Genomic DNA, 19,287 nt, shown 5'->3' on the forward strand with positions numbered 1-19,287 from the left:
AGCCATGTCGGACGATCATATTCTCGTCGAGCGGGTCGGCCATGCGCCTGACGTTCTGACCATCCGCTTCAACCGGCCGGAAAAGAAAAACGCCATTACCGATGCGATGTATCTGCGTATGGCTGAAGCCTTGCAGGCCGCCAATGCGGACCCGGATATTCGTGTGGTCGCTTTTCTCGGCACGGAAGGCTGCTTTTCCGCTGGCAACGACATGGCCGATTTCCTCGCCTTCGCCATGTCGGGCGCAAAGGGCAAGCTTGCGGTGCTCGATCTTCTGAAGGCGCTGGCGACCTTTGAAAAACCGCTGGTTTCCGGTGTTGACGGGCTGGCCATCGGCATCGGCACGACGCTGAACCTGCATTGCGATCTGACCGTCGCCTCCAACCGCAGCCTGTTCAAGACGCCTTTCGTGGATCTGGCACTGGTGCCGGAAGCGGCCTCAAGCCTGCTTGCACCGAGACTCATCGGCCATCAGCGCGCCTTTGCGCTGCTGGCCATGGGCGAAGGTTTTTCCGCCGAACAGGCCTTGCAGGCCGGAATGATCTGGAAGGTCGTGGCTCCCGAACATGTCGAAAGTGAAACGCTGGCGCTTGCCACCCGGCTTGCCGCCAAGCCGCAGCAGGCGCTGAAGATCGCCCGCGATCTCGTGCGCGGCAACCCGCAGGACGTGCTCGCCCGCATCGACGAGGAAGCCCGCCACTTCATCGCGCAATTGCAGAGTGCCGAAGCGAGGGCGGCTTTCGAGGCATTCATGCGCCGTTAAGCGTTCGCGCAGCGATCAGTCCCACTTTTTGTGAAGCAGGCGGCAGCGTTGAAATTTGAAGGCCGCTGTGCTTGTGAAGGCGGATTATGTATGGTCGATCAAACTGGTCCGGCAAAGACGGATCGCACAAACTCTACGTCCGAAGGCCACCCGCATGCGTCACTTCGTTTTCGCCCTGACCATTTTTCTCTCTGCCGCGACCGTTGCAGAGGCGGCGGCGATTGCGCCTTTGCCGGGTTCGAGCAACAACGTCATTCTGGCGCAGTCCATGCAAGACGATAGTCCGAACTACTATTCCGGCAATTCCCGCGATCGCCAGCGCCGCGCGCGCTTCGTGTGCGTCATCACCCCGCCGGAGAGCGCCAATCGCCGCCGGCCCTATGTCTGCCCGATCAAGCAAGGTCGCGTCGGCGGCAGTTGCCGCTGCTCGGGCGTGGTCGGCAACGGCACGGTCGATACGGCCTGGTGATTATTTCTCCAGCGTCGCGACCGCTTCCACATGCGGCGACCACAGGAACTGATCGACCGGCGTGACGCGCGTGACGCGATAACCGCCCTCCACCAGAATGGCGAGGTCGCGGGCAAGCGTCAGCGGATTGCAACTGACGGCGACGATTTTCTTCACCGTGCTGCGGGCAAGTTCCTTGCACTGGAATTCCGCACCGGCGCGTGGCGGATCGAACACGACAGCGTCGTAATTCTTCAATTCGCTCGTCATCAGCGGGCGGCGGAAGAGATCGCGTCTCTCGATGCTGACGGGTTTCACCCCCTGCGTATTGCGCGCGGCGAAATCCAGCGCCTTCAGCGGCTTGTCCTCCGCCTCCACCGCATGCACGCGGCCGACGCGGGCCAGCCGGAGCGCAAATGTGCCGGAACCGCAGAAAAGATCGGCAATGCGTTTGGATTTGCCGACATGGGCGAGCACCAGTTCTGCCATTGCGTCTTCGGCCTGTTTCGTCGCCTGTGTAAAACCGCCGGCCGGCGGCGACACGGTGATGCCGCCAAATTCGATGATCGGCTTATGCGGTTCGATCAGGATTTCGCCTGATAGCGAGACGCGGGCGATGCCGCGCATGGCCAGCACCGTCTCCGTCAACATGCGCCGCTGCTTGTCGCCAACGGATTTGATGCCGTCGACGGAGATATCAAGACCCGAGAGCGTTTCAAGAACGGCGATGCGGAACGGTTCCGCATTCGATGAAACGGAAAGGCCGATGGTGCGGATGGCATCCAGCCGCGACACGATGCCGGGCGAGGTGACGGGACATTCCTCGATGGCGACGATGTGATGGCTGTTCGCCTGGCTGAAGCCGAGCAGCAGACCCTTTTCCGTCCTGCGGGCGGCAAACACCGCGCGGCGGCGCTCGCCGGGGCGACAGATGACGAGATCGTCCACATCAGGGGTAAGCCCCTTCGATTTCAGCGCCGAAACCACCAGTTCCCGCTTGAAGACGTGATAGGGCTGGTCGGCCAGATGCTGCAACGAACAGCCGCCGCAGGTGCCGTTGACGCCCTCGAGGCCGAAGTGGCGGCAGGCGGGCTCGCGGCGGTCTGCCGAGGCTTCCGCAATGGACATGATCGTGCCGGTATCCTTGACCCTGGCAATGGCCACGGTTTCTCCGGGCAGGGCGAAGGGCACGTAGACCGGACCGTCGGGACAGTGCGCAATGCCGTCGCCCTGGGCGCCGAGGCTCGTGATGCTGACGGTTTGTGCACTCATGGCTTTTCGCCCCCGAGAAGAAATTCGACATTGCCATCGCCGCCGGAAATTGGCGAAGGAATGAGACCGAGGCTTTTCCAGCCCATGTCTTCCGTCAGCCAGCGTTCCAGCTCGGCGGCAACTGCGGGCGCCGTTTCCGGCTCTTTGAGCAGCCCAGCCTTGCTGATGGCGTCGCGTCCCGCCTCGAATTGCGGCTTGACCAGCAGAACCGCGAGAGCGCCGGAGACGGCAAGCGCGAGCGCCGGGGCAAGCGCAAGCTTTATGGAGATGAAGGACACGTCGGAGACGATGAAGTCCACTGGACGGTCATCGATGTCGTCGGTGGTCAGGTAACGCGCGTTGAGCCCTTCCAGATTGGTCACGCGCGGATCGTTCTCGATCCTTGGGTGCATCTGGCCGTGGCCGACATCGATGGAGGTGACGTGTTTTGCACCGCGATGCAGCAGCACCTCGGTGAAGCCGCCGGTGGAGGCGCCGACGTCGAGACATTCATGGTCCTTCGGATCGAGCCCGAAATGATCGAGCGCGGCCGTGAGCTTGAGGGCTGCGCGGGAAACATAGGCCTGCGCCGGATCGGTAATAGTGATCTTGACGTTTGCGGCAACGGTCTGGCTTGGCTTGGTGGCGGTTTTCCCGTTGATATTCACGGTGCCGCGCGCAATCGCGTCGCGCGCGCGCGAGCGGCTGGCAAAGTGGCCGAGCGAAACAAGAAGCTGGTCAAGCCGTTCATTTTCAGGTTTTTTGGACATGATCCTGTCAATGACCGCCAAACCCCGGAGATGCAAGCAATTTATCGTCAAAACCGCCCGGCGATGCCCTCCGGCCGCGATAAGGACCATGAATGCGATGTCCCCGCAAACGGTAAATGCGATTAATCCAATATAAAGGCTTGTATTGCACTTTGTGTGCAAGGCCCGTGCGGCCACTCGGAACCTGCCATGACGGCATCTCCTCCCATTCCCAAAATTGCGACCGTTGCAGCGCAGACGCTTGCTCCGTGGCATCAGGTCGCCGAGAGAGTTTGCGATGTCGCTTAAAAACTTCCCCATCAACATAAAGCTTATAGTCACTTTCTGTGCCTTGATGGGCGTGTGCCTGCTCGCCTCCGCGGTCGTCTTCTGGCAGACGCTGGGGAGCGAGCGCGCCACGATCGAAAACAACAGGGCAAACACCATCATGCATGCGGTGGATGGAGCCACGGCCGCCATGCTGGAGCAGGCCGTCAACCAGCGCGGTTTCCTGCTGTTTCGCAGCGACAGCACCTATAATGATGTGTTCGCCCAGCGCGACCTGATGCTGAAGAAGCTCGACGAAGCCCGCGCGCTCGCCGCCGGCCAGCCGGAAATCGTGAAATCCATTAACGACATGCAAGCATCCGCCACCGTGTTCTTCAAGGAACTGGCGGAACCGCAGATCGCTGCACGCAAGACGACCGAAGCGCCGATTTCCGAAATCATCGAGATCGGCCGCAATCAGGCCAAGGGCCAGCTCGATGGGTTCCGCGCTTCCGCCGCCAAGATCAAGGACCAGCTGAACGGCTTGTCGGCAAGCTATGCCGCGCAGCAGGATGACGCCGCGCTCAACCTCAAGCTCGCGCTTGTGGGTGGTGGCGCCGTTGCCGGACTTCTCGCCGTCGCCCTCATCTTGGCGCTGTCGCGCTCGATCGTCACGCCGATCGTCGGCATGACGGCGGCGATGAGCAGGCTTGCCGATGGCGATATGACCACGGAAGTTCCGGCTCTCGACCGCAAGGACGAAGTCGGCAAGATGGCGAAGGCTGTTCTCGTCTTCAAGGAAGCCGGTCTGGAGAAATCCCGCCTTGCCGGCGAAACCGAGCGCATGCGCTCCGCAACCGAGACCGAGCGCCACCGCAACGAGGAAGAGAAGGCGAAGGACGAGGCCGCCAACGCCGTTGCGCGTGACGAGCTAGGCAAGGGCCTTGCTGCACTTGCCAATGGCGATCTCGCCTACCGGATCGAGACACCTTTCGCTTCTTACATCGACCCCATCCGCATCGACTTCAACAGCGCTGTTGAAAAGCTCCAGCAGGCGCTGCGCACGGTCGGCGAGAACGCGGCCGCGATCAATGCCGGCGCTGCGGAAATGCTGTCCGCCGCTGACGATCTTTCGCGCCGCACCGAACACCAGGCGGCCTCCATCGAGGAAACAGCCGCAGCACTGGAAGAAGTCACCACCACGGTGCGCGACAGCGCCAAGGGCGCCGAGGATGCCGGCAGTCTGGTCCAGCGCGCCCGCACCGGTGCGGAAAAGTCGGGCGTCGTGGTGCGCAAGGCTGTCGCCGCCATGCGCGAGATCGAGAAGTCCTCGGGCGAGATCGGCAACATCATCGGCGTCATCGACGACATTGCCTTCCAGACCAACCTGCTTGCGCTGAATGCCGGCGTCGAAGCTGCCCGCGCCGGTGATGCCGGCAAGGGGTTTGCCGTCGTCGCGCAGGAAGTCCGCGAACTCGCCCAGCGTTCCGCCAATGCCGCCAAGGAAATCAAGACGCTGATCGGCGCTTCCAGTCGGCAGGTGGAAAACGGCGTCAACCTCGTCGACGAGACCGGCAAGGCGCTGGAACTGATCGTGGCGGAAGTCGAGGAGATCAACGCCCATGTCAGCGCCATCGTCGTTGCCGCCCGCGAGCAGGCGACTGGCCTGCAGGAAATCAACACGGCGGTGAACACCATGGATCAGGGCACGCAGCAGAATGCCGCGATGGTGGAGCAGCAGACCGCCGCCAGCCATTCTCTCGCCCGCGAGGCGGAAGCGCTCAATAGTCTGCTCGGCCAGTTCAAGATGGGTGGCGTCCGTGGCGCCGTCGCCAGCGCCGGCGGATATGCGGCATCCCGCCAGTCCTCGGCAAAACCCGCCTTCCAGCCAGCGCCAGCCGCGCCGGCCAGAAAGGCACCGGTAAAACCGGCCTCCGCCACCGCAAGACCGGTCGCGTCGCCTGCGCGCGCGCTCGGCCAAAGCCTCACCCGCGCCTTCGGTGGCGCTGCCGAAGCACCCGCAGCCAAGGATCAGGACTGGACGGAGTTCTGAGCTGGACTTGTCAGTATCGTTGCGTAAGAAAAAAGGGGTCCGCGAGGCCCCTTTTTGTTGTTCGGTTTTCAGGTCAAATAGGGCCGGTGCACAACCGCGCGTATCAGCAATCGCCCGCCGCAGTTTTTCAGAAAAGGTAATTTCTAGATGACAGCTCGCGTTAAATTACGAGTTTTGGACGGTGCATATGGGGTGGCCCGGCTTCAAGCTTCTGACGCCATTCCGGCGTGGGCCGATGGCGGCGGGTTCGTCAGCATCAGCCGGACAGATGACGAACTTTCCATCGTCTGCCGGGAAGATCGCATCCCTCGGGATGTGCGATCTGATGCCGGTTGGTCCTGTTTACAGTTACAGGGTCCATTCGCCTTCGATGAAACGGGTATCGTCTTGTCCGTGATCGAGCCGTTGTCGACCAATGAGATCGGAATATTTGTGGTTTCGACTTTCGATGGTGACCATCTGCTCGTGAAATCGAACGATCTGGAGAAAGCGCTCGATCTGCTGGCAAATGCGGGACATTCGCTCATTTAAGATCCATTAGCCGCGACGCTGATGCATTATGCGTTGGTGAGAGGATGATCTCGCGCGGCATGATCGGCCCGCATGGGGTGCCAGACGGAGATATCGCGTGGGGCATCCAGAAGATCGGGCAGGGCATCGTGCCAGGCCTGCCGATAGGGGCGATGTATCTGAACGTCGAGGACGTCCTGATGGTCGCTCCAGGTCTCGTGCAGCAGGAAGTGGTTTTCGTTGTCGCCGTCTCGATGCAGGGTCGCGTTCACAAAGGTGTTTTCGTGTCGCATGGCGTCGAGCAGCGCATTCAGCAATTCCAGAAAACGGTCGCGCTGGCCGGGGCGGACCTTGAAGCCGATGAGATAGGTGGTGTGCATGGTCTTTACTCCTGTGTGCCTTGCATCAGGGCGGCGCGGGTCTCCGCATCGGCCGGGTAAAAACATTCCAGCACCAGCTCGGACAACGTTACATCAGTGGCGGTTCCGAAAACCGTGGTGGTGGAGATGAAGCGCAAAACGCGCCCCGACGACGGATCGCGCAGTTCGAGCGGTATCGCCAACGGATCGGCCCCGGCAACATGCCGCGGAGCGGCAGGCGCGGGATAGGCGGAAAGCTCCGCATGCAACCGGGAAAGCGTCTCGTCTCCGGTTTCTTCGACCTGTCGTCGCAGGCGTTCCAGCAGGTGGTGCCGCCATTCGGCAAGATTGACGATGCGCGAACTCAAACCATCAGGATGCAGGCTCAGCCTCAATGCATTGAGGGGCGGGCGAAGCAGTTCCTCGGAAACGCCGGCCAGAAGCGATTTGATCGCGTCGTTGGCAAGGATCAGGTTCCAGTGGCGGTCGACGGCAAGTGCCGGAAAGGGCATGTGTCCCTGCACCACGGTTTCGACGGCGTGGCGAGCCGCCGCCATGTCCGGCGCATCCAGCGATCGTTCGGAATGGACAGGCGCGTAGCCCGCCGCCAGCATCAGCCGGTTGGTGGCGCGGGCGGGCATGGAAAGCTGCGCCGCCAGCCGCGTCAGCATTTCGCGGCTGGGCGATGATCGCCCGCTTTCCACAAAGCTCAAATGACGCGCCGATATCTCCGCCTCCGATGCCAGATCGAGCTGGCTCAACCGGCGGCGGGCACGCCATTCCTTCAGCACCTGGCCGACATGTTCTCTGTGATGTGTCATGCCCCGCAGCCTAGCAGAAGAAATCGGCAATGCGATTACCCAGCAGGTAATTGTTCTGCGCCACGGCTCCCGGCATTTTCAGGCCGTCAACCACAAGGAGCGCAATCATGACGCAACATCTCGCAATCGCCGAAACCTACCTCGCCGTCTGGAACGAGGAGAACGATGAACGCCGCAAGCACCTCGTCAAGGAGGGGTGGGCCGAAACGGCGCGCTACGCCGATCCTTTGATGCAGGGCGAGGGGCAACTGAGCATCGCCGCGATGATAGAGGCGGCCCGACAGAATTTTCCGGGATATCGCTTTGTTCTGGCAGGCACCCCGGATGGCCATGGCATCTTTACCCGGTTCTCATGGCGTCTGGTTTCGCCTGATGGAGACGATGTCGCCGGTGGTACTGATGTCGTCAGCCGCGATGCCGGCGGACGGATTGAAAATGTCGTCGGTTTCCTCGACGGTGCCGCGACGTAAAACGATCAGGCGGCGGCGGGGTTACCCCGCCACGCCTCGTCCTGAGAAGGGTGCTTAACCGGCAAATCCCACACCGGCCTGGCTCTGGCCGAGTGCATTGAACACGGTGGTAACGATGCCGGCGCGGTCTAGGCCGGCATTGGCATACATGGTCTCGGGCTTGGCCTGCTCGACCCATTGGTCAGGCAAGGTGAGCGTGCGGACCTTCGGGCCGTGGTCGAGCAATCCGGCGCTTGCCATGAAATGCAGCACATGTGCACCGAAACCGCCGACGGAGCCTTCCTCGATCGTCACCAGAACCTCGTGATGGGCGGCAAGCTGGCGGATGAGGTCGAGATCGAGCGGCTTGGCGAAACGCGCATCGGCCACCGTCGTCGAAAGTCCGGCGGCATCGAGGTCTTCGGCCGCCGCAAGGCATTCCGCAAGGCGTGTGCCGAAGGAGAGGAGGGCGACCTTGGTGCCTTCCTTGATGATGCGTCCCTTGCCGATCTCAAGAATTTCGCCGCGCGCCGGCATCTCGACGCCCACGCCTTCGCCGCGCGGAAAACGGAAGGAGATCGGGCCTTCATCATAGGCCGCAGCCGTGCGGACCATATGTTTCAGCTCGGCCTCATCTGAGGCCGCCATCACCACCATGCCGGGCAGGGTGGCAAGGAAGGTGGTGTCGAAGGAGCCGGCATGGGTCGGTCCGTCAGCGCCGACGAAACCGGCGCGGTCGATGGGGAAACGAACCGGCAGGCTCTGAATGGCCACGTCATGCACCAGCTGGTCGTAACCGCGTTGCAGGAAGGTGGAATAAAGCGCGCAGAACGGCTTGTAACCATCCGCCGCAAGTCCGGCGGCGAAGGTGACGGCGTGCTGTTCGGCAATGCCAACATCGAAGGTGCGGGCCGGGAAAAGCTCGGCCATCTTGTCCAGCCCGGTACCACTAGGCATGGCGGCGGTGACACCGATGATCTTGTCGTCGAGGGTCGCTTCCTGGATCAGCGCTTCGGCAAAGACGCTGGTGTAGCTCGGCGCATTGGGCTTGGCTTTCGCCTGTGCGCCGGTGATGACGTCGAATTTGTTGACGCCGTGATATTTATCCGCTGCCGCTTCCGCCGGCGCGTAACCCTTGCCCTTCTGCGTCACCACATGGATGAGAACAGGGCCTTTCTGGTTGTCGCGCACATTGCGCAGCACCGGCAGCAGGTGATCGAAGGAATGGCCGTCGATCGGGCCGATGTGATAGAAGCCAAGCTCCTCGAACAGCGTGCCGCCGGTCACGTAACCGCGCGCATGGGTCACGGCGCGGGTAATGGCGCGGTCGATGGTCTTGCCGAGATATGCCGTGAGTTTCTTGCCGAAATCGCGAAAGCCCATATAGGTGCGGCCGGAGGCCAGCCGCGCCAGATAGGCGCTCATCGCGCCCGTCGGCGGCGCAATCGACATGTCGTTGTCGTTGAGGATGACGATCAGCCGCGCGTCGAGCGCACCGGCATTGTTGAGCGCCTCAAACGCCATGCCCGCCGACATCGAACCGTCGCCGATGACGGCGATGACCTTGCGGTCGCTCTGGTCCAGCCCCGCCGCCACCGCCATGCCGAGACCGGCGGAAATGGAGGTGGAGGAATGGCCAGCGCCGAAATCGTCATATTCGCTTTCGGCCCGCCTTGTGAAACCGGAAAGCCCGCCTTCCTGCCGCAGCGTGCGGATGCGTTCGCGACGGCCGGTCAGGATTTTGTGCGGATAACATTGGTGGCCGACATCGAAGATCAGCCGGTCTTCCGGCGTGTTGAACACCTTATGGATGGCGATCGTCAGTTCCACCACGCCCAGACCGGCACCCAGATGCCCGCCGGTGCTCGACACCGCATCGATCATCTCGTCGCGTAGTTCCCTTGCCAGTGCCGGCAGGTCGCGATCGTCGATCTCCTTGAGATCGGATGGGAAATTCACCCGGTCAAGCAATGGTGTCTGTGGCATTCCGGTCAATAGTTCGGCCTTTTCTCGTGGTCAGCGGCGGCGCCAGAGCATCTTTCATATGGAAAGCCTGATGGTGAGCCGTGCATGTCGTTCACTTCTATAGAATTTCAACCCTCCGGCAAAGGGACAAACTCTTCTTCGTCGCCGGGAACGATATCGAAGCGTCCGGTTCTCCACTCCTGTTTGGCCTGCTCTATGCGTTCTTTTGATGACGAAACGAAGTTCCACCAGATGTAGCGGCGCTGGTTGAGCGCCGCCCCACCGAAGATCATGATGTGACAGCCGCCGGTGCCGCCCTGAAGCGTGATGTCGTCGCCGGGCCGGAAAACGAGCAGCTGGTCGGCGGCAAAAACGTCGCCCGCCACATCCAGAGAGCCGGAAAGAATGTAGATCGCCCGTTCCTCATGGTCGGCGGAAAAGGGAAATTTCACACCCGGCTCCAGCGTCAGATCGACGTAAAGCGTGTCGGTAAAGGCCGAAACCGGGGAGGTGAGGCCTTCGAATTCGCCGACGACGACCCGGCCGGATGCGCCCTTAAGGTCGATCAGCGGCATGTCTTCCCTTGCCGTATGGGCAAAGGCCGGGGCGATTTCCTCCATATGGTCGGGCAGGGCAAGCCAGGTCTGGAGGCCGGACATGGAAAGCGGGTGGCCGCGCAGATTTTCCGGCGTGCGCTCCGAATGCACGATGCCACGGCCGGCCGTCATCAGGTTGATATCGCCGGGACGAATGACGAGTTCGGTGCCGAGACTGTCGCGATGTTTGATCTCACCGTCAAACAGATAGGTGACGGTGGAAAGTCCGATATGCGGATGCGGCTTGACGTCCAGCGCCTCGCCCGCCTTCAGGATCGCCGGCCCCATACGGTCGAAAAAGATGAAGGGACCGACAAGACGCCTCTGCCGGGTTGGCAAAGCGCGCCGCACCGCAAAACCGCCAATATCGCTGGTGCGCGGAATGATGAGGTTTTCGATGGCGTCGCAGGCGAAAGCGTCACCCGCGACAGGATCGTTGCCGGGAAAGAAGGACATATTTTGCTCCTCGTGTCGTCAGGCGGGAGTTTATCACAACTGTCGGTACTGGGGAGCATCGCGATATTGAACGCTGTGTTTGTGCGTCGTTACCGGATGCGAGGGAGCGAATTTAATGCGGTTCAATCCACAAACTCCCTCATTCCTGTGCTTGTCACAGGAATCCAGCCGACGTGCGTCTGCGCGGCTAAGAGAGTCCTTTCAGCCCAAGGACTTGGGCTGGCTAGATTCCTGTGACAGGCACAGGAATGAGGGAGGGGATAATCACTCCCCGTCGAGCGGCTCCACGCCCTGCGGTTTTCCGGCGCGGTCGAGGCGGATTTTCTCGATACGCTTTTCGGCGGCGTTCAGAAGCGTTTCGCAGTGTTTCTTCAGGGCTTCGCCGCGCTCGTAAATGGCGATCGATTCGTCGAGCGCCACGTCTCCGCGTTCCAGGCGTGCGACAATGCTTTCCAGCTCGGCGACGGCCTTTTCGAAGGAATAACCGCTGACATCGGCTGTGTTGGCATTTTCCGTCATATTCAACCCTTCATCATTCTCAAAATATGCATGGCCGCCGATTCCGCCAGCCCTTCAAGATCATAACCGCCTTCAAGCAGGCTGACGACCCGGTTCGATGCGTATTTATCCGCCATTTCCAGAAGCCGTCCCGTCGCCCAGTCGAAATCCTCTCCGACCAGATTGATCTGCGCCAGCGGATCGCGGTGATGCGCATCGAAACCGGCGGAGATGATGATGAGATCAGGCGAAAAATCGGCAATCGCCGGCAGGACACGGGATTTGAAAGCCTCGCGAAAATGCTCGCTGCCGGTATTGGGCGAAAGCGGGGCGTTGACCACATTGTTCTTCACGCCGGTTTCGTTTTTATCGCCGCTCCACGGGTAAAGCGGCATCTGGTGGGTGGAACAGAACAGCACTGATGTGTCGTTCCAGAAGATATCCTGCGTGCCGTTGCCGTGATGCACATCCCAGTCGATGATGGCGACGCGCTCTGCCCCATGCACCTTCTGCGCGTGGCGGGCGGCGATGGCTGCATTGTTGAAAAGGCAGAACCCCATGGCCTTCGCGGTTTCCGCATGGTGGCCGGGGGGGCGGGCCGCAACGAACACATTGTCGGCGGCACCCGTAAACACGTCATCCACCGCCGCCATCGCGGCACCTATGCCGGTCAGCGCCGCCTGCAGGCTTTTCGGCGAGACATAAGTATCGGCCTCGACGCGGTTGATCTCGCCATCCTCTTCGGGGATCTGGCGCATGACGGAAAGCAGATGCTCCTCCGGATGCGCCAGAAGCACCGCGTCCTCATTGGCCTGCGGCGCTTCCTTCCGGTTCAGCCGCTCGAAATTCGGATGTTCGAGCGCAATGTTCAGCGACCGCAGGCGATCCGGTCGCTCGGGATGGCCTTCGGGCGTGATGTGCTCAAGGAAGATCGGATGTTCGTAAAGACGGGTCGCCATTCTTTATCCTCCCGGAAGCGGATCGATCAGGCGCGCTGCGGCAGAAGCGGATAACCCGCCATTACGGCGCGGCCGGCAAGGGCGGCAAGCACGGCCTTCAGCGCATCACCCGGAATGAAGGCGAGCGAGCCCATGAAGGCCTTCTCGAAACCAAGCCCGACGACCAGCGCCAGATAGGTGATGCCGAAAGCATAAAGCACGACCACACCGCCGGCGAGGCTGGCGACGAAGAAGCCGATACCCTGCGTCAGGGCAGACTGGCCGCGATTGACGAGTTTTTCCGAGAGAGTACCTGTCACGAAAACCGCTGCGATCCAGCCGATCAGGAAGCCGGTGGTCGGCGTGGTGAAGATGGAAAGACCGCCGCGCCCACCCGAAAGCACCGGCAGGCCGATGGCGGCGATGAGGATTGTCAGGAGAACCGCGAGCGTGCCGCGTTTCGCCCCCAGCACGACACCGGCCAGCATGACGCCGAGCGACTGCGCGGTGATCGGTACCGGAATGAAACCAAGGGTGATCGGCGGCAAAAGCCCGAGCGCGATGATGATGGCGGAAAACAGCGAAATCAGCACAAGGTCGCGGGTCGTCATGGCTCGGGAACTCCGGATGGTTGTTTTGCCGTCAGCTTTGGCCTCTGAAACCGCGCGCGTCAATGGCGTCGGCAATGGCATCGGCATCCTTCAACGTCATAATCACCAGCGGCACGATGATCGTCGCAAACCGAACGGGAAGACCGCGCGCCCGGTGCGCATCGCGCACGCCGTGGTAACGGTTGACGATCTCAGGCACGAACCGTACGACGAGCCCGACCGCGAGCCCGATATCGGCCGCCTTGACCAGCCCCAGCCTCTCCAGCGGCGCGGCGGCAAGCGCGATCTCATCCATGAATTGGGAAATGCTGACGGTGATGGTGACGGCAGTAGCGAGCAGCGCCAGTGCCGTCAGCCGCAAAAGATTGACGCTTGCGTCATGGGCGGGAAGCAGCAGATAGCTGAAGGCGGCAACGAGCAGAATGGTGAGCATTACGGGGCGCAGCCGCAGGCCGATCTCCCGGAAGGGCAGCTGGGTTTCGCGCAGAATGGCGGCGGCTAAAATCACGGCGCATCCCAGCCAAAGCAGATCGCGGGTGAGGAACAGCACAATGCTGAAGCCCATCAGCGTCACGAGCTTGAGGCGCGGCGAGACGCGGTAGAGCCAGCCGGTGCCTTCGACATGTAGAGACTTCATCGCGATGCCACCTCCAGATAGTGCGTGACCGCCTCTTCGGGCGCGGCATCTGCAATCAATGCGCCCTCGTGAAAAACCAGCACCCGGTCGAAGCTGGCAAGCAGCGGCAGATCGTGGGTGATGACGATCAGCGCCTGCGACAGCGCCGCCATGGTTTTTTCCACGATAGTGCGGTTTTTGAGGTCGAGCTGGTTGGTAGGCTCATCGAGAATGAGGATTTGCGGATCGGTGACCAGAAGGGCCGCCAGCGCCGCCAATTGCAATTCGCCGCCGGAAAGTTCGTGCGCGCGCCGTTCTTCCAGATGCGCGATGCCAAGCCTGGCAAGCACGGCCTTCACCCTGTTGTCGGTGTCCGCTTTGCCGATGCCGAGCCGTTTCAACCCGAAGGCGACATCGTCGCGCACGATCGGCAGGATGATCTGGTTCTGCGGATTCTGGAAGATGAAGCCGACCGTCTGCAATACCGCTTTCGCATCCTTCACGGTATCGAGACCGTTGACCGACACCTTGCCCCCGGTGGGTTTGGTCAGCCCGTTGATCAGCCGCGCAAACGTGGTCTTGCCCGAGCCGTTGAGGCCGATCACGCCGATACGCTGCTCCGTCAATGTCAGGGACAGGGGCTGTAATGCCTGCCTGCCCTCGAAGGCGACGCTGGCGGTGTCGAAACGGATTTCCAAGGTTGATGCTTCCTCTATCGCTTTCCGGTTCTATATCGTGTCATCAACAGAAGTGAAATAAAGAACAAAAAAAGAACATTGCAATCCTGAAAAAGCCGTCATACCTTCTGCGCCATGATGATCAAGGTTTCGAACGAAGCGGCAAGGCGAATTTTTCTGGCGCGGCAGGGGCTTTCCTCCCCGCCCGGCAAGGCGCTTTCCAAGGATGGCCTGCTGCAACTCATCACCGATATCGGTTTCGTGCAGGTGGACAGCATCGGCACGGTGGAGCGCGCCCATCACCAGATCTTATTCTCCCGAAACCAGACCTACAGGCGCGAACATCTGACCACGCTGCTGGAAAAGGACCGTGCGCTGTTCGAGCACTGGACCCATGACGCCTCCATCGTGCCGACAGAATTTTATCCCTATTGGAAACATCGCTTCCGCCGCCGCGAGCCGATCATTCAGGAGCGCTGGCGCAAGTGGCATGGCGAGGGTTTCGATGCGGCTTTCACAGAGACGCTGGAGCGTATTGCCGCGACCGGCCCGGTTCTGGCGCGGGAGCTGAAGGAGGAGGGGCATCAGTCAGGCGGCTGGTGGAACTGGCATCCTTCCAAGACCGCACTCGAATATTTGTGGCACACCGGCAAGCTCGCCATTGCCGGCCGGGTGAATTTCCAGAAGGTTTACGATCTGGCGGAGCGGGTCATTCCCGGCGAGCATCACGAAAGTGAAGTGGAGCACGCGGAGTTTGTCGACTGGGCCTGCCGGCAGGCGCTGAAGCGGCTGGGTTTCGCCACCCACGGCGAGATCGCCGCCTTTTTCGATCTCGTCACCTCGCAGGAAGCGAAGGACTGGGTGACAAGCCACCGCGATGAATTGTGCGAGATCTCGCTTCTCGCAAGCGATGGCGGCGCTGCCCGCCCGTCCTATGCCTTTGCGGATTTTAGCGCTGATGTCTCCAACCTGCCGGAACCGTCGTCCCGCGTCCGTGTTCTCAGCCCCTTCGATCCGCTTTTGCGCGACCGCAACCGCACGGAGCGACTGTTCGGCTTTTATTACCGCATCGAGGTCTTCGTGCCCGAGCCAAAACGGCAATATGGCTATTACGTCTTCCCGCTTCTGGAGGGAGACCGGCTGATCGGCCGCATCGACATGAAAGCGGACCGCAAGCGCGGCACGCTGGATGTGCGCCGCCTCTGGCTCGAACCGGGCGTACGCGCATCAGTGGGAAGGTTCGAGAAACTCGACGCGGAATTGTCGCGGCTTGCGAAGTTTACGGGGGTTGAGAGTGTGAATTATCTGGAGGGATGGCGGGATTAGAGCCTTATTCCCACCAAGTCCTCTTCCGTCATGCCGGGCTTGACCCGGCATCCAGCCGCCGCACGTCTGTGCGGCGAAAGGAGTCTTTAACGATCAAGGACTTGATCGTGCTGGACCCCGGATCGGGTCCGGGGTGACGGCACTTTCAGTGCCTTAAATCACCCGATATCCGTTGCCGAAATCTTGATCCCGAAACCTTCAAGCCCGACATAGTGACGTTCGCGTGTCGTCATCAGCTTGATCGAGCTGATGCCGAGGTCTTTGAGGATCTGCGCGCCGAGGCCGATTTCCAGCCATTCGTTTTCGCGCGAACGAGCCTGGGCATGCGCCTCGTCGGGGTCACGCGCCTTGCGCCGTCCTGACACCTGGCCGACACCGACCGAGCCTTCGCGCAGGTAGACGATGACGCCTCGGCCTTCCTCGGCGATCTTCTGCATATAATGCCGCACCGGCTGGCGGTCGCCGAACACGTCGTCGGCAACGTTTTCGGGGTGCAGGCGAACGGGAATATCGACGCCATCGCGAATATCCCCGAAAATCACCGCCATATGCTGCATTGGATCCCAGGGCAGGGAATAGGTCTGCGCCTTTGCAGGCCCGAAGGGCGTTTCGATGGTGAAGGAGGACTCCATCTCGACCAGCGTTTCCTTACGCTGGCGATAAGCGATCAGATCGGCGACCGAAACATGCTTCATGCCGTGTTTGTCGGCGAAATCCAGAACCTGCGGACCGCGCATCACGGTGCCGTCATCGTTCACCAGCTCGCTGATGACGCCGATCGGCGGCAGGCCGGCGAGCCGGCAGAGATCGACGGCTGCTTCGGTGTGGCCGGAGCGCATCAACACGCCGCCTTCGCGGGAAATCAGCGGGAAGATATGACCCGGCCGGGTAAAATCGGACGCGCCGACATTCGGGTTGGCGAGGTTGCGCACCGTCAGCGTGCGGTCGTCGGCGGAAATGCCTGTCGTGGTGCCGTGCTTGAAATCGACGCTGACGGTAAAGGCAGTCGTATGCGCACTGTCGTTTTCCGCCACCATGGCGTTGAGGTTCAGCCGCTTGGCTTCCTCGCGCGGCATGGGGGCGCAGACGATGCCGGAGGTGTGGCGCACGATGAGCGCCATTTTTTCGGGCGTGCAATGAACCGCCGAAATAATCAGATCGCCTTCGTTCTCGCGATCGTCGTCATCGGTCACGACGACGATCTCTCCGGCTTCGAAAGCGCGGATGGCGTCGACGACACGTTTCTGATCATATGCCATTTCGGGTCTACCTTACTTTAACCGGCCGGTCTGGCCGCGATCTCTCAAATAATGGTCGGCAACGGTGCAGGCCACCATCGCCTCGCCGATCGGCACGGCGCGGATGCCGACGCAGGGGTCGTGACGACCCTTGGTGCGCACATCCACATTGCGGCCGTCGGCGTCGATGGACTGCCGCTCCGTCAGGATGGAGGAGGTGGGCTTGATGGCGAAGCGGGCGATAACAGGCTCGCCGGTCGCGATGCCGCCCAGAATGCCGCCGGCATGGTTGGACAGGAAAATCCGTTTGCCGTCATTGCCCATGCGCATCTCGTCGGCGTTTTCCTCGCCGGAAAGCTCGGCCGAGGCAAAACCCTCGCCGATCTCCACGCCCTTGACGGCGTTGATCGACATCAGGCTGGAAGCGATATCCTGATCGAGCTTGGCGTAGATCGGCGCGCCGATGCCGGCCGGAACCCCTTCCGCCACGACTTCGACGACAGCGCCGATCGACGATCCCGACTTGCGGATGCCATCCAGATACTCTTCCCATACCGGCACCATGGCCGGGTCCGGGCAGAAGAACGGGTTCTGGTCGACCTGATCCCAATCCCAATTATCACGGTTGATCTTGTGTTTGCCGATCTGCACCAGCGCGCCGCGCACGGTGAGGCTCGGCACCACCTTGCGGGCGATTGCACCTGCGGCGACACGCGCCGCTGTCTCGCGTGCGGAGGAGCGTCCGCCGCCGCGATAGTCGCGAATGCCGTATTTCAGGTCATAGGTGAAGTCGGCATGGCCGGGGCGGAAGCTGCGGGCGATCTCGCCATAATCCTTGGAACGCTGGTCGGTATTCTCGATCAGCATGGAGATCGGCGTGCCGGTGGTTGTCATCGTCTCGCCATCCTCGTCCAGCATCACGCCGGACAGGACCTTGACGATGTCATCCTCGCGACGCTGGGTAACGAAGCGGCTCTGGCCGGGCTTGCGCTTGTCCATCCAGTGCTGCACCTCGGCCAGCGTGAAGCGAATGCCGGGCGGGCAACCATCCACCACGCAGCCCAAAGCGGGGCCATGGCTTTCTCCCCAGGTGGTAACGCGAAAAAGATGACCGAAGCTGTTATGCGACATATTTCTCTAGACCGGAATACGAGGGCGCGCCTGCGGACAGGGGCCGTTTAAAACAAGCGGATTTGTCATAGTAGAAAATCGGACCAAGGCAAAAGCCTTTCTTTCATCGCAAGTCCGATAAGAAGGTGACGCACCGTTCACGACGTCGGGCCGGCCGGAAAACGACAGGCTTCGTCGTGGCAGCCGACCGGGCAGGGGGAAATGATTCGAACAGGCGTGCAAGTTTTTCGAGATGACGAAAGTGTAAAAGCGCGGGTGTTTTCCACGCTATTTTGCAGTTTTCCAATATTGCTGTGAAATGCGGTGTAAAAATCACTAACGACTTGAACGCGGTCCAAAATCCGTTCATCAATTGGGCCGAAAATGTCATGGTTGCGGGCAATTTCCGCCACATTCGAAAGGCAATTCTTCATGCATGTAAGGTTTTCACACAAATCCACGAAAGCTAGATCGATGCGTATGATGATTGCCGCCCTTCTGGCCGCCACCAACCTGCTGATGCCCATCAACGGCTACGCCCAGAGCGTCGATGTCGAGGGGACGATCAGCAAGATCGACGTGAATGCTCTGAGCATCACGCTCAACGACGGCAAGAATTACCGTGTGCCGGAAGAATTCAATTTCGAAGGCCTGAAGGCGGGCGTGAAGGTCGTTGTCTTCTACACGGAAGTCGACGGAAAACGTGTGGTCGACGATCTCGAGGTCGTACAGTAAGGCCCTTCCGTTGATGGCTTGGTCGCTAAGGCAAAACGCTATTGTGAACGAGCGTTTGCATCCGTTTCTTCTCCCCGCCGGGGAGAAGGTCGCGGCAGCGGGATGAGGGGGCGAGGGTAGCGATATTCGGTGGGGGTTCCCCCTCATCCGACCCTTCGGGCCACCTTCCCCCCGCCGGGGAGAAGAAGCAGGCCGCATCGCCGTGCCACATGCGAGGACAGTGCTTCGCTCAAGAAGCCCAGTCTGCAACATTCCTGTCGATCTCGACTTTCAAAATCCGGTCCTGCGGGATTGGTGTTCGGGAGGCCTCGTCCTTGTCCATGCCGGATACCAGCCTGAAGATCGAGCGGATCACGCCGCCATGGCAGACGCAGACGGTGGGGACCTCGACGGAGGAAAGCCATGCGCCGATGCGCCAGGACAGGATTTCGTAGCTTTCGGCGTCCTGTCCGGGGGGAATGAAATCCCACTTGTTGGCCTTGCGGGCCTTCACCCGGTCGGGGAATTCTTTTTTCAGCTCCGGCAGGGTCTGGCCTTCCCAGTCGCCGAAGGAAACCTCGACCAGGCGATCGTCGGTGCGGTAGGCAAGGGGATCGAGCCCCATCGCCCCGCGCATCAGTTCCATGGTTTCACGCGTGCGCCCGAGCGGGCTTGCCACGTAATCGAAATCATTCGCCGAAGCGCCTAGAATTTGCGCGAGAATCTTGCCGTTGCCGACCGCTTGCTCGCGGCCGAAATCATTGAGCGGAATGTCTTTCTGACCCTGAAGCCGGCGTATCGCATTCCAGTCCGTTTGTCCGTGCCGGATCACATAGACGAGCAAGGCGATACCCCTGTTTCAAAGTTCGGTT

The 19,287-nt window shown here is 61.0% G+C and carries 22 protein-coding genes; 7 read left to right on the forward strand and 15 right to left on the reverse strand.

Features of this window, described 5'->3' with window-relative positions; translation table 11 throughout:
* Positions 1–4 precede the first annotated feature (4 nt).
* On the forward strand, positions 5–763 hold the full coding sequence (locus tag RS75_RS12660) for a crotonase/enoyl-CoA hydratase family protein (RefSeq protein WP_045020941.1): 759 nt from the start codon (positions 5–7) through the stop codon (positions 761–763).
* Positions 764–917: 154 nt separating this feature from the next.
* Positions 918–1,232, forward strand: a complete 315-nt coding sequence (locus RS75_RS12665) for a hypothetical protein (protein WP_045021164.1) — start codon at positions 918–920, stop codon at positions 1,230–1,232.
* On the opposite strand, the gene RS75_RS12670 is transcribed toward RS75_RS12665, so the two are convergent.
* Both RS75_RS12670 and RS75_RS12675 read right to left on the reverse strand, forming a co-directional pair.
* Positions 1,233–2,483 carry a class I SAM-dependent RNA methyltransferase gene (locus tag RS75_RS12670; protein WP_045020944.1) on the reverse strand — a complete coding sequence of 417 codons (1,251 nt, stop codon included), beginning with the start codon at positions 2,481–2,483 and terminating at the stop codon, positions 1,233–1,235.
* Entirely contained in the window at positions 2,480–3,232 is a 753-nt protein-coding gene (locus RS75_RS12675) for a TlyA family RNA methyltransferase (protein WP_045021166.1), read from the reverse strand. Before RS75_RS12675 ends, RS75_RS12670 begins: the two co-directional genes overlap by 4 nt.
* Before the next feature lie 277 nt (positions 3,233–3,509).
* Here RS75_RS12675 and RS75_RS12680 point away from each other — a divergent pair, with 277 nt between their 5' ends.
* Together RS75_RS12680 and RS75_RS12685 are read left to right on the forward strand one after the other, a co-directional pair.
* Positions 3,510–5,531, forward strand: a complete 2,022-nt coding sequence (locus tag RS75_RS12680; RefSeq protein WP_045020946.1) for a methyl-accepting chemotaxis protein — start codon at positions 3,510–3,512, stop codon at positions 5,529–5,531.
* Positions 5,532–5,678: 147 nt separating this feature from the next.
* Positions 5,679–6,062 carry an ACT domain-containing protein gene (locus RS75_RS12685; RefSeq protein ID WP_045020948.1) on the forward strand — a complete coding sequence of 128 codons (384 nt, stop codon included), beginning with the start codon at positions 5,679–5,681 and terminating at the stop codon, positions 6,060–6,062.
* Positions 6,063–6,088: 26 nt separating this feature from the next.
* Here the strand turns inward: RS75_RS12685 and RS75_RS12690 are convergent, their stop codons facing one another.
* Both RS75_RS12690 and RS75_RS12695 read right to left on the reverse strand, forming a co-directional pair.
* Positions 6,089–6,421 (reverse strand): putative quinol monooxygenase, encoded by a 333-nt coding sequence (locus RS75_RS12690; RefSeq protein ID WP_045020957.1) that lies wholly within the window; start codon positions 6,419–6,421, stop codon positions 6,089–6,091.
* Between the two features lie 5 nt (positions 6,422–6,426).
* The gene (locus RS75_RS12695; protein ID WP_045020959.1) at positions 6,427–7,221 is read right to left on the reverse strand and encodes a helix-turn-helix domain-containing protein; all 795 of its coding nucleotides are present in this window, start codon (positions 7,219–7,221) and stop codon (positions 6,427–6,429) included.
* Between the two features lie 107 nt (positions 7,222–7,328).
* On the opposite strand from RS75_RS12695, the gene RS75_RS12700 reads away from it, so the two are divergent.
* The gene (locus RS75_RS12700) at positions 7,329–7,691 is read left to right on the forward strand and encodes a nuclear transport factor 2 family protein (protein WP_045020961.1); all 363 of its coding nucleotides are present in this window, start codon (positions 7,329–7,331) and stop codon (positions 7,689–7,691) included.
* Positions 7,692–7,745: 54 nt separating this feature from the next.
* On the opposite strand, the gene dxs is transcribed toward RS75_RS12700, so the two are convergent.
* The 7 genes from dxs to RS75_RS12735 all read right to left on the reverse strand — a co-directional run bounded on the left by dxs (position 7,746) and on the right by RS75_RS12735 (position 14,048).
* A complete protein-coding gene (gene dxs, locus RS75_RS12705) occupies positions 7,746–9,665 on the reverse strand; it encodes a 1-deoxy-D-xylulose-5-phosphate synthase (protein WP_045020964.1) in 1,920 nt (639 codons plus the stop codon).
* A gap of 98 nt (positions 9,666–9,763) precedes the next feature.
* Complete coding sequence (locus RS75_RS12710) at positions 9,764–10,687, reverse strand: pirin family protein (RefSeq protein ID WP_045020966.1); 924 nt, start codon at positions 10,685–10,687, stop codon at positions 9,764–9,766.
* A 264-nt stretch (positions 10,688–10,951) separates the two neighbouring features.
* Positions 10,952–11,206 (reverse strand): exodeoxyribonuclease VII small subunit, encoded by a 255-nt coding sequence (locus RS75_RS12715; RefSeq protein WP_003503059.1) that lies wholly within the window; start codon positions 11,204–11,206, stop codon positions 10,952–10,954.
* Positions 11,207–11,208: 2 nt separating this feature from the next.
* On the reverse strand, positions 11,209–12,144 hold the full coding sequence (locus RS75_RS12720; protein WP_045020969.1) for a histone deacetylase family protein: 936 nt from the start codon (positions 12,142–12,144) through the stop codon (positions 11,209–11,211).
* 26 nt (positions 12,145–12,170) lie between these two features.
* Positions 12,171–12,734, reverse strand: a complete 564-nt coding sequence (locus tag RS75_RS12725) for a biotin transporter BioY (protein WP_045020971.1) — start codon at positions 12,732–12,734, stop codon at positions 12,171–12,173.
* Between the two features lie 31 nt (positions 12,735–12,765).
* Positions 12,766–13,371, reverse strand: a complete 606-nt coding sequence (locus tag RS75_RS12730) for an energy-coupling factor transporter transmembrane component T family protein (protein ID WP_045020972.1) — start codon at positions 13,369–13,371, stop codon at positions 12,766–12,768.
* Positions 13,368–14,048 (reverse strand): energy-coupling factor ABC transporter ATP-binding protein, encoded by a 681-nt coding sequence (locus tag RS75_RS12735; RefSeq protein WP_045020975.1) that lies wholly within the window; start codon positions 14,046–14,048, stop codon positions 13,368–13,370. The genes RS75_RS12730 and RS75_RS12735 overlap by 4 nt, the downstream gene beginning before the upstream one ends.
* A gap of 114 nt (positions 14,049–14,162) precedes the next feature.
* Between RS75_RS12735 and RS75_RS12740 the strand changes: the two genes are divergently transcribed.
* The gene (locus RS75_RS12740) at positions 14,163–15,353 is read left to right on the forward strand and encodes a winged helix-turn-helix domain-containing protein (protein WP_045020976.1); all 1,191 of its coding nucleotides are present in this window, start codon (positions 14,163–14,165) and stop codon (positions 15,351–15,353) included.
* Positions 15,354–15,511: 158 nt separating this feature from the next.
* Here RS75_RS12740 and ribB read toward each other — a convergent pair whose 3' ends face one another.
* The 3 genes from ribB to RS75_RS26780 all read right to left on the reverse strand — a co-directional run bounded on the left by ribB (position 15,512) and on the right by RS75_RS26780 (position 18,135).
* Positions 15,512–16,612 (reverse strand): 3,4-dihydroxy-2-butanone-4-phosphate synthase, encoded by a 1,101-nt coding sequence (ribB, locus tag RS75_RS12745; protein ID WP_045020978.1) that lies wholly within the window; start codon positions 16,610–16,612, stop codon positions 15,512–15,514.
* A 12-nt stretch (positions 16,613–16,624) separates the two neighbouring features.
* Positions 16,625–17,722: a chorismate synthase gene (aroC, locus tag RS75_RS12750; protein ID WP_045020980.1), complete on the reverse strand. Its 1,098-nt coding sequence runs from the start codon at positions 17,720–17,722 to the stop codon at positions 16,625–16,627.
* A gap of 137 nt (positions 17,723–17,859) precedes the next feature.
* On the reverse strand, positions 17,860–18,135 hold the full coding sequence (locus RS75_RS26780; RefSeq protein WP_162484805.1) for a hypothetical protein: 276 nt from the start codon (positions 18,133–18,135) through the stop codon (positions 17,860–17,862).
* Between the two features lie 40 nt (positions 18,136–18,175).
* On the opposite strand from RS75_RS26780, the gene RS75_RS12755 reads away from it, so the two are divergent.
* Positions 18,176–18,436 (forward strand): DUF1344 domain-containing protein, encoded by a 261-nt coding sequence (locus tag RS75_RS12755; RefSeq protein ID WP_045020982.1) that lies wholly within the window; start codon positions 18,176–18,178, stop codon positions 18,434–18,436.
* Between the two features lie 229 nt (positions 18,437–18,665).
* Here RS75_RS12755 and RS75_RS12760 read toward each other — a convergent pair whose 3' ends face one another.
* Positions 18,666–19,259, reverse strand: a complete 594-nt coding sequence (locus tag RS75_RS12760) for a histidine phosphatase family protein (RefSeq protein WP_045020984.1) — start codon at positions 19,257–19,259, stop codon at positions 18,666–18,668.
* Positions 19,260–19,287: the final 28 nt, after the last annotated feature.

The sequence above is a fragment of the Rhizobium nepotum 39/7 genome, from assembly GCF_000949865.1.
Taxonomy (GTDB): Bacteria; Pseudomonadota; Alphaproteobacteria; order Rhizobiales; family Rhizobiaceae; genus Agrobacterium; species Agrobacterium nepotum.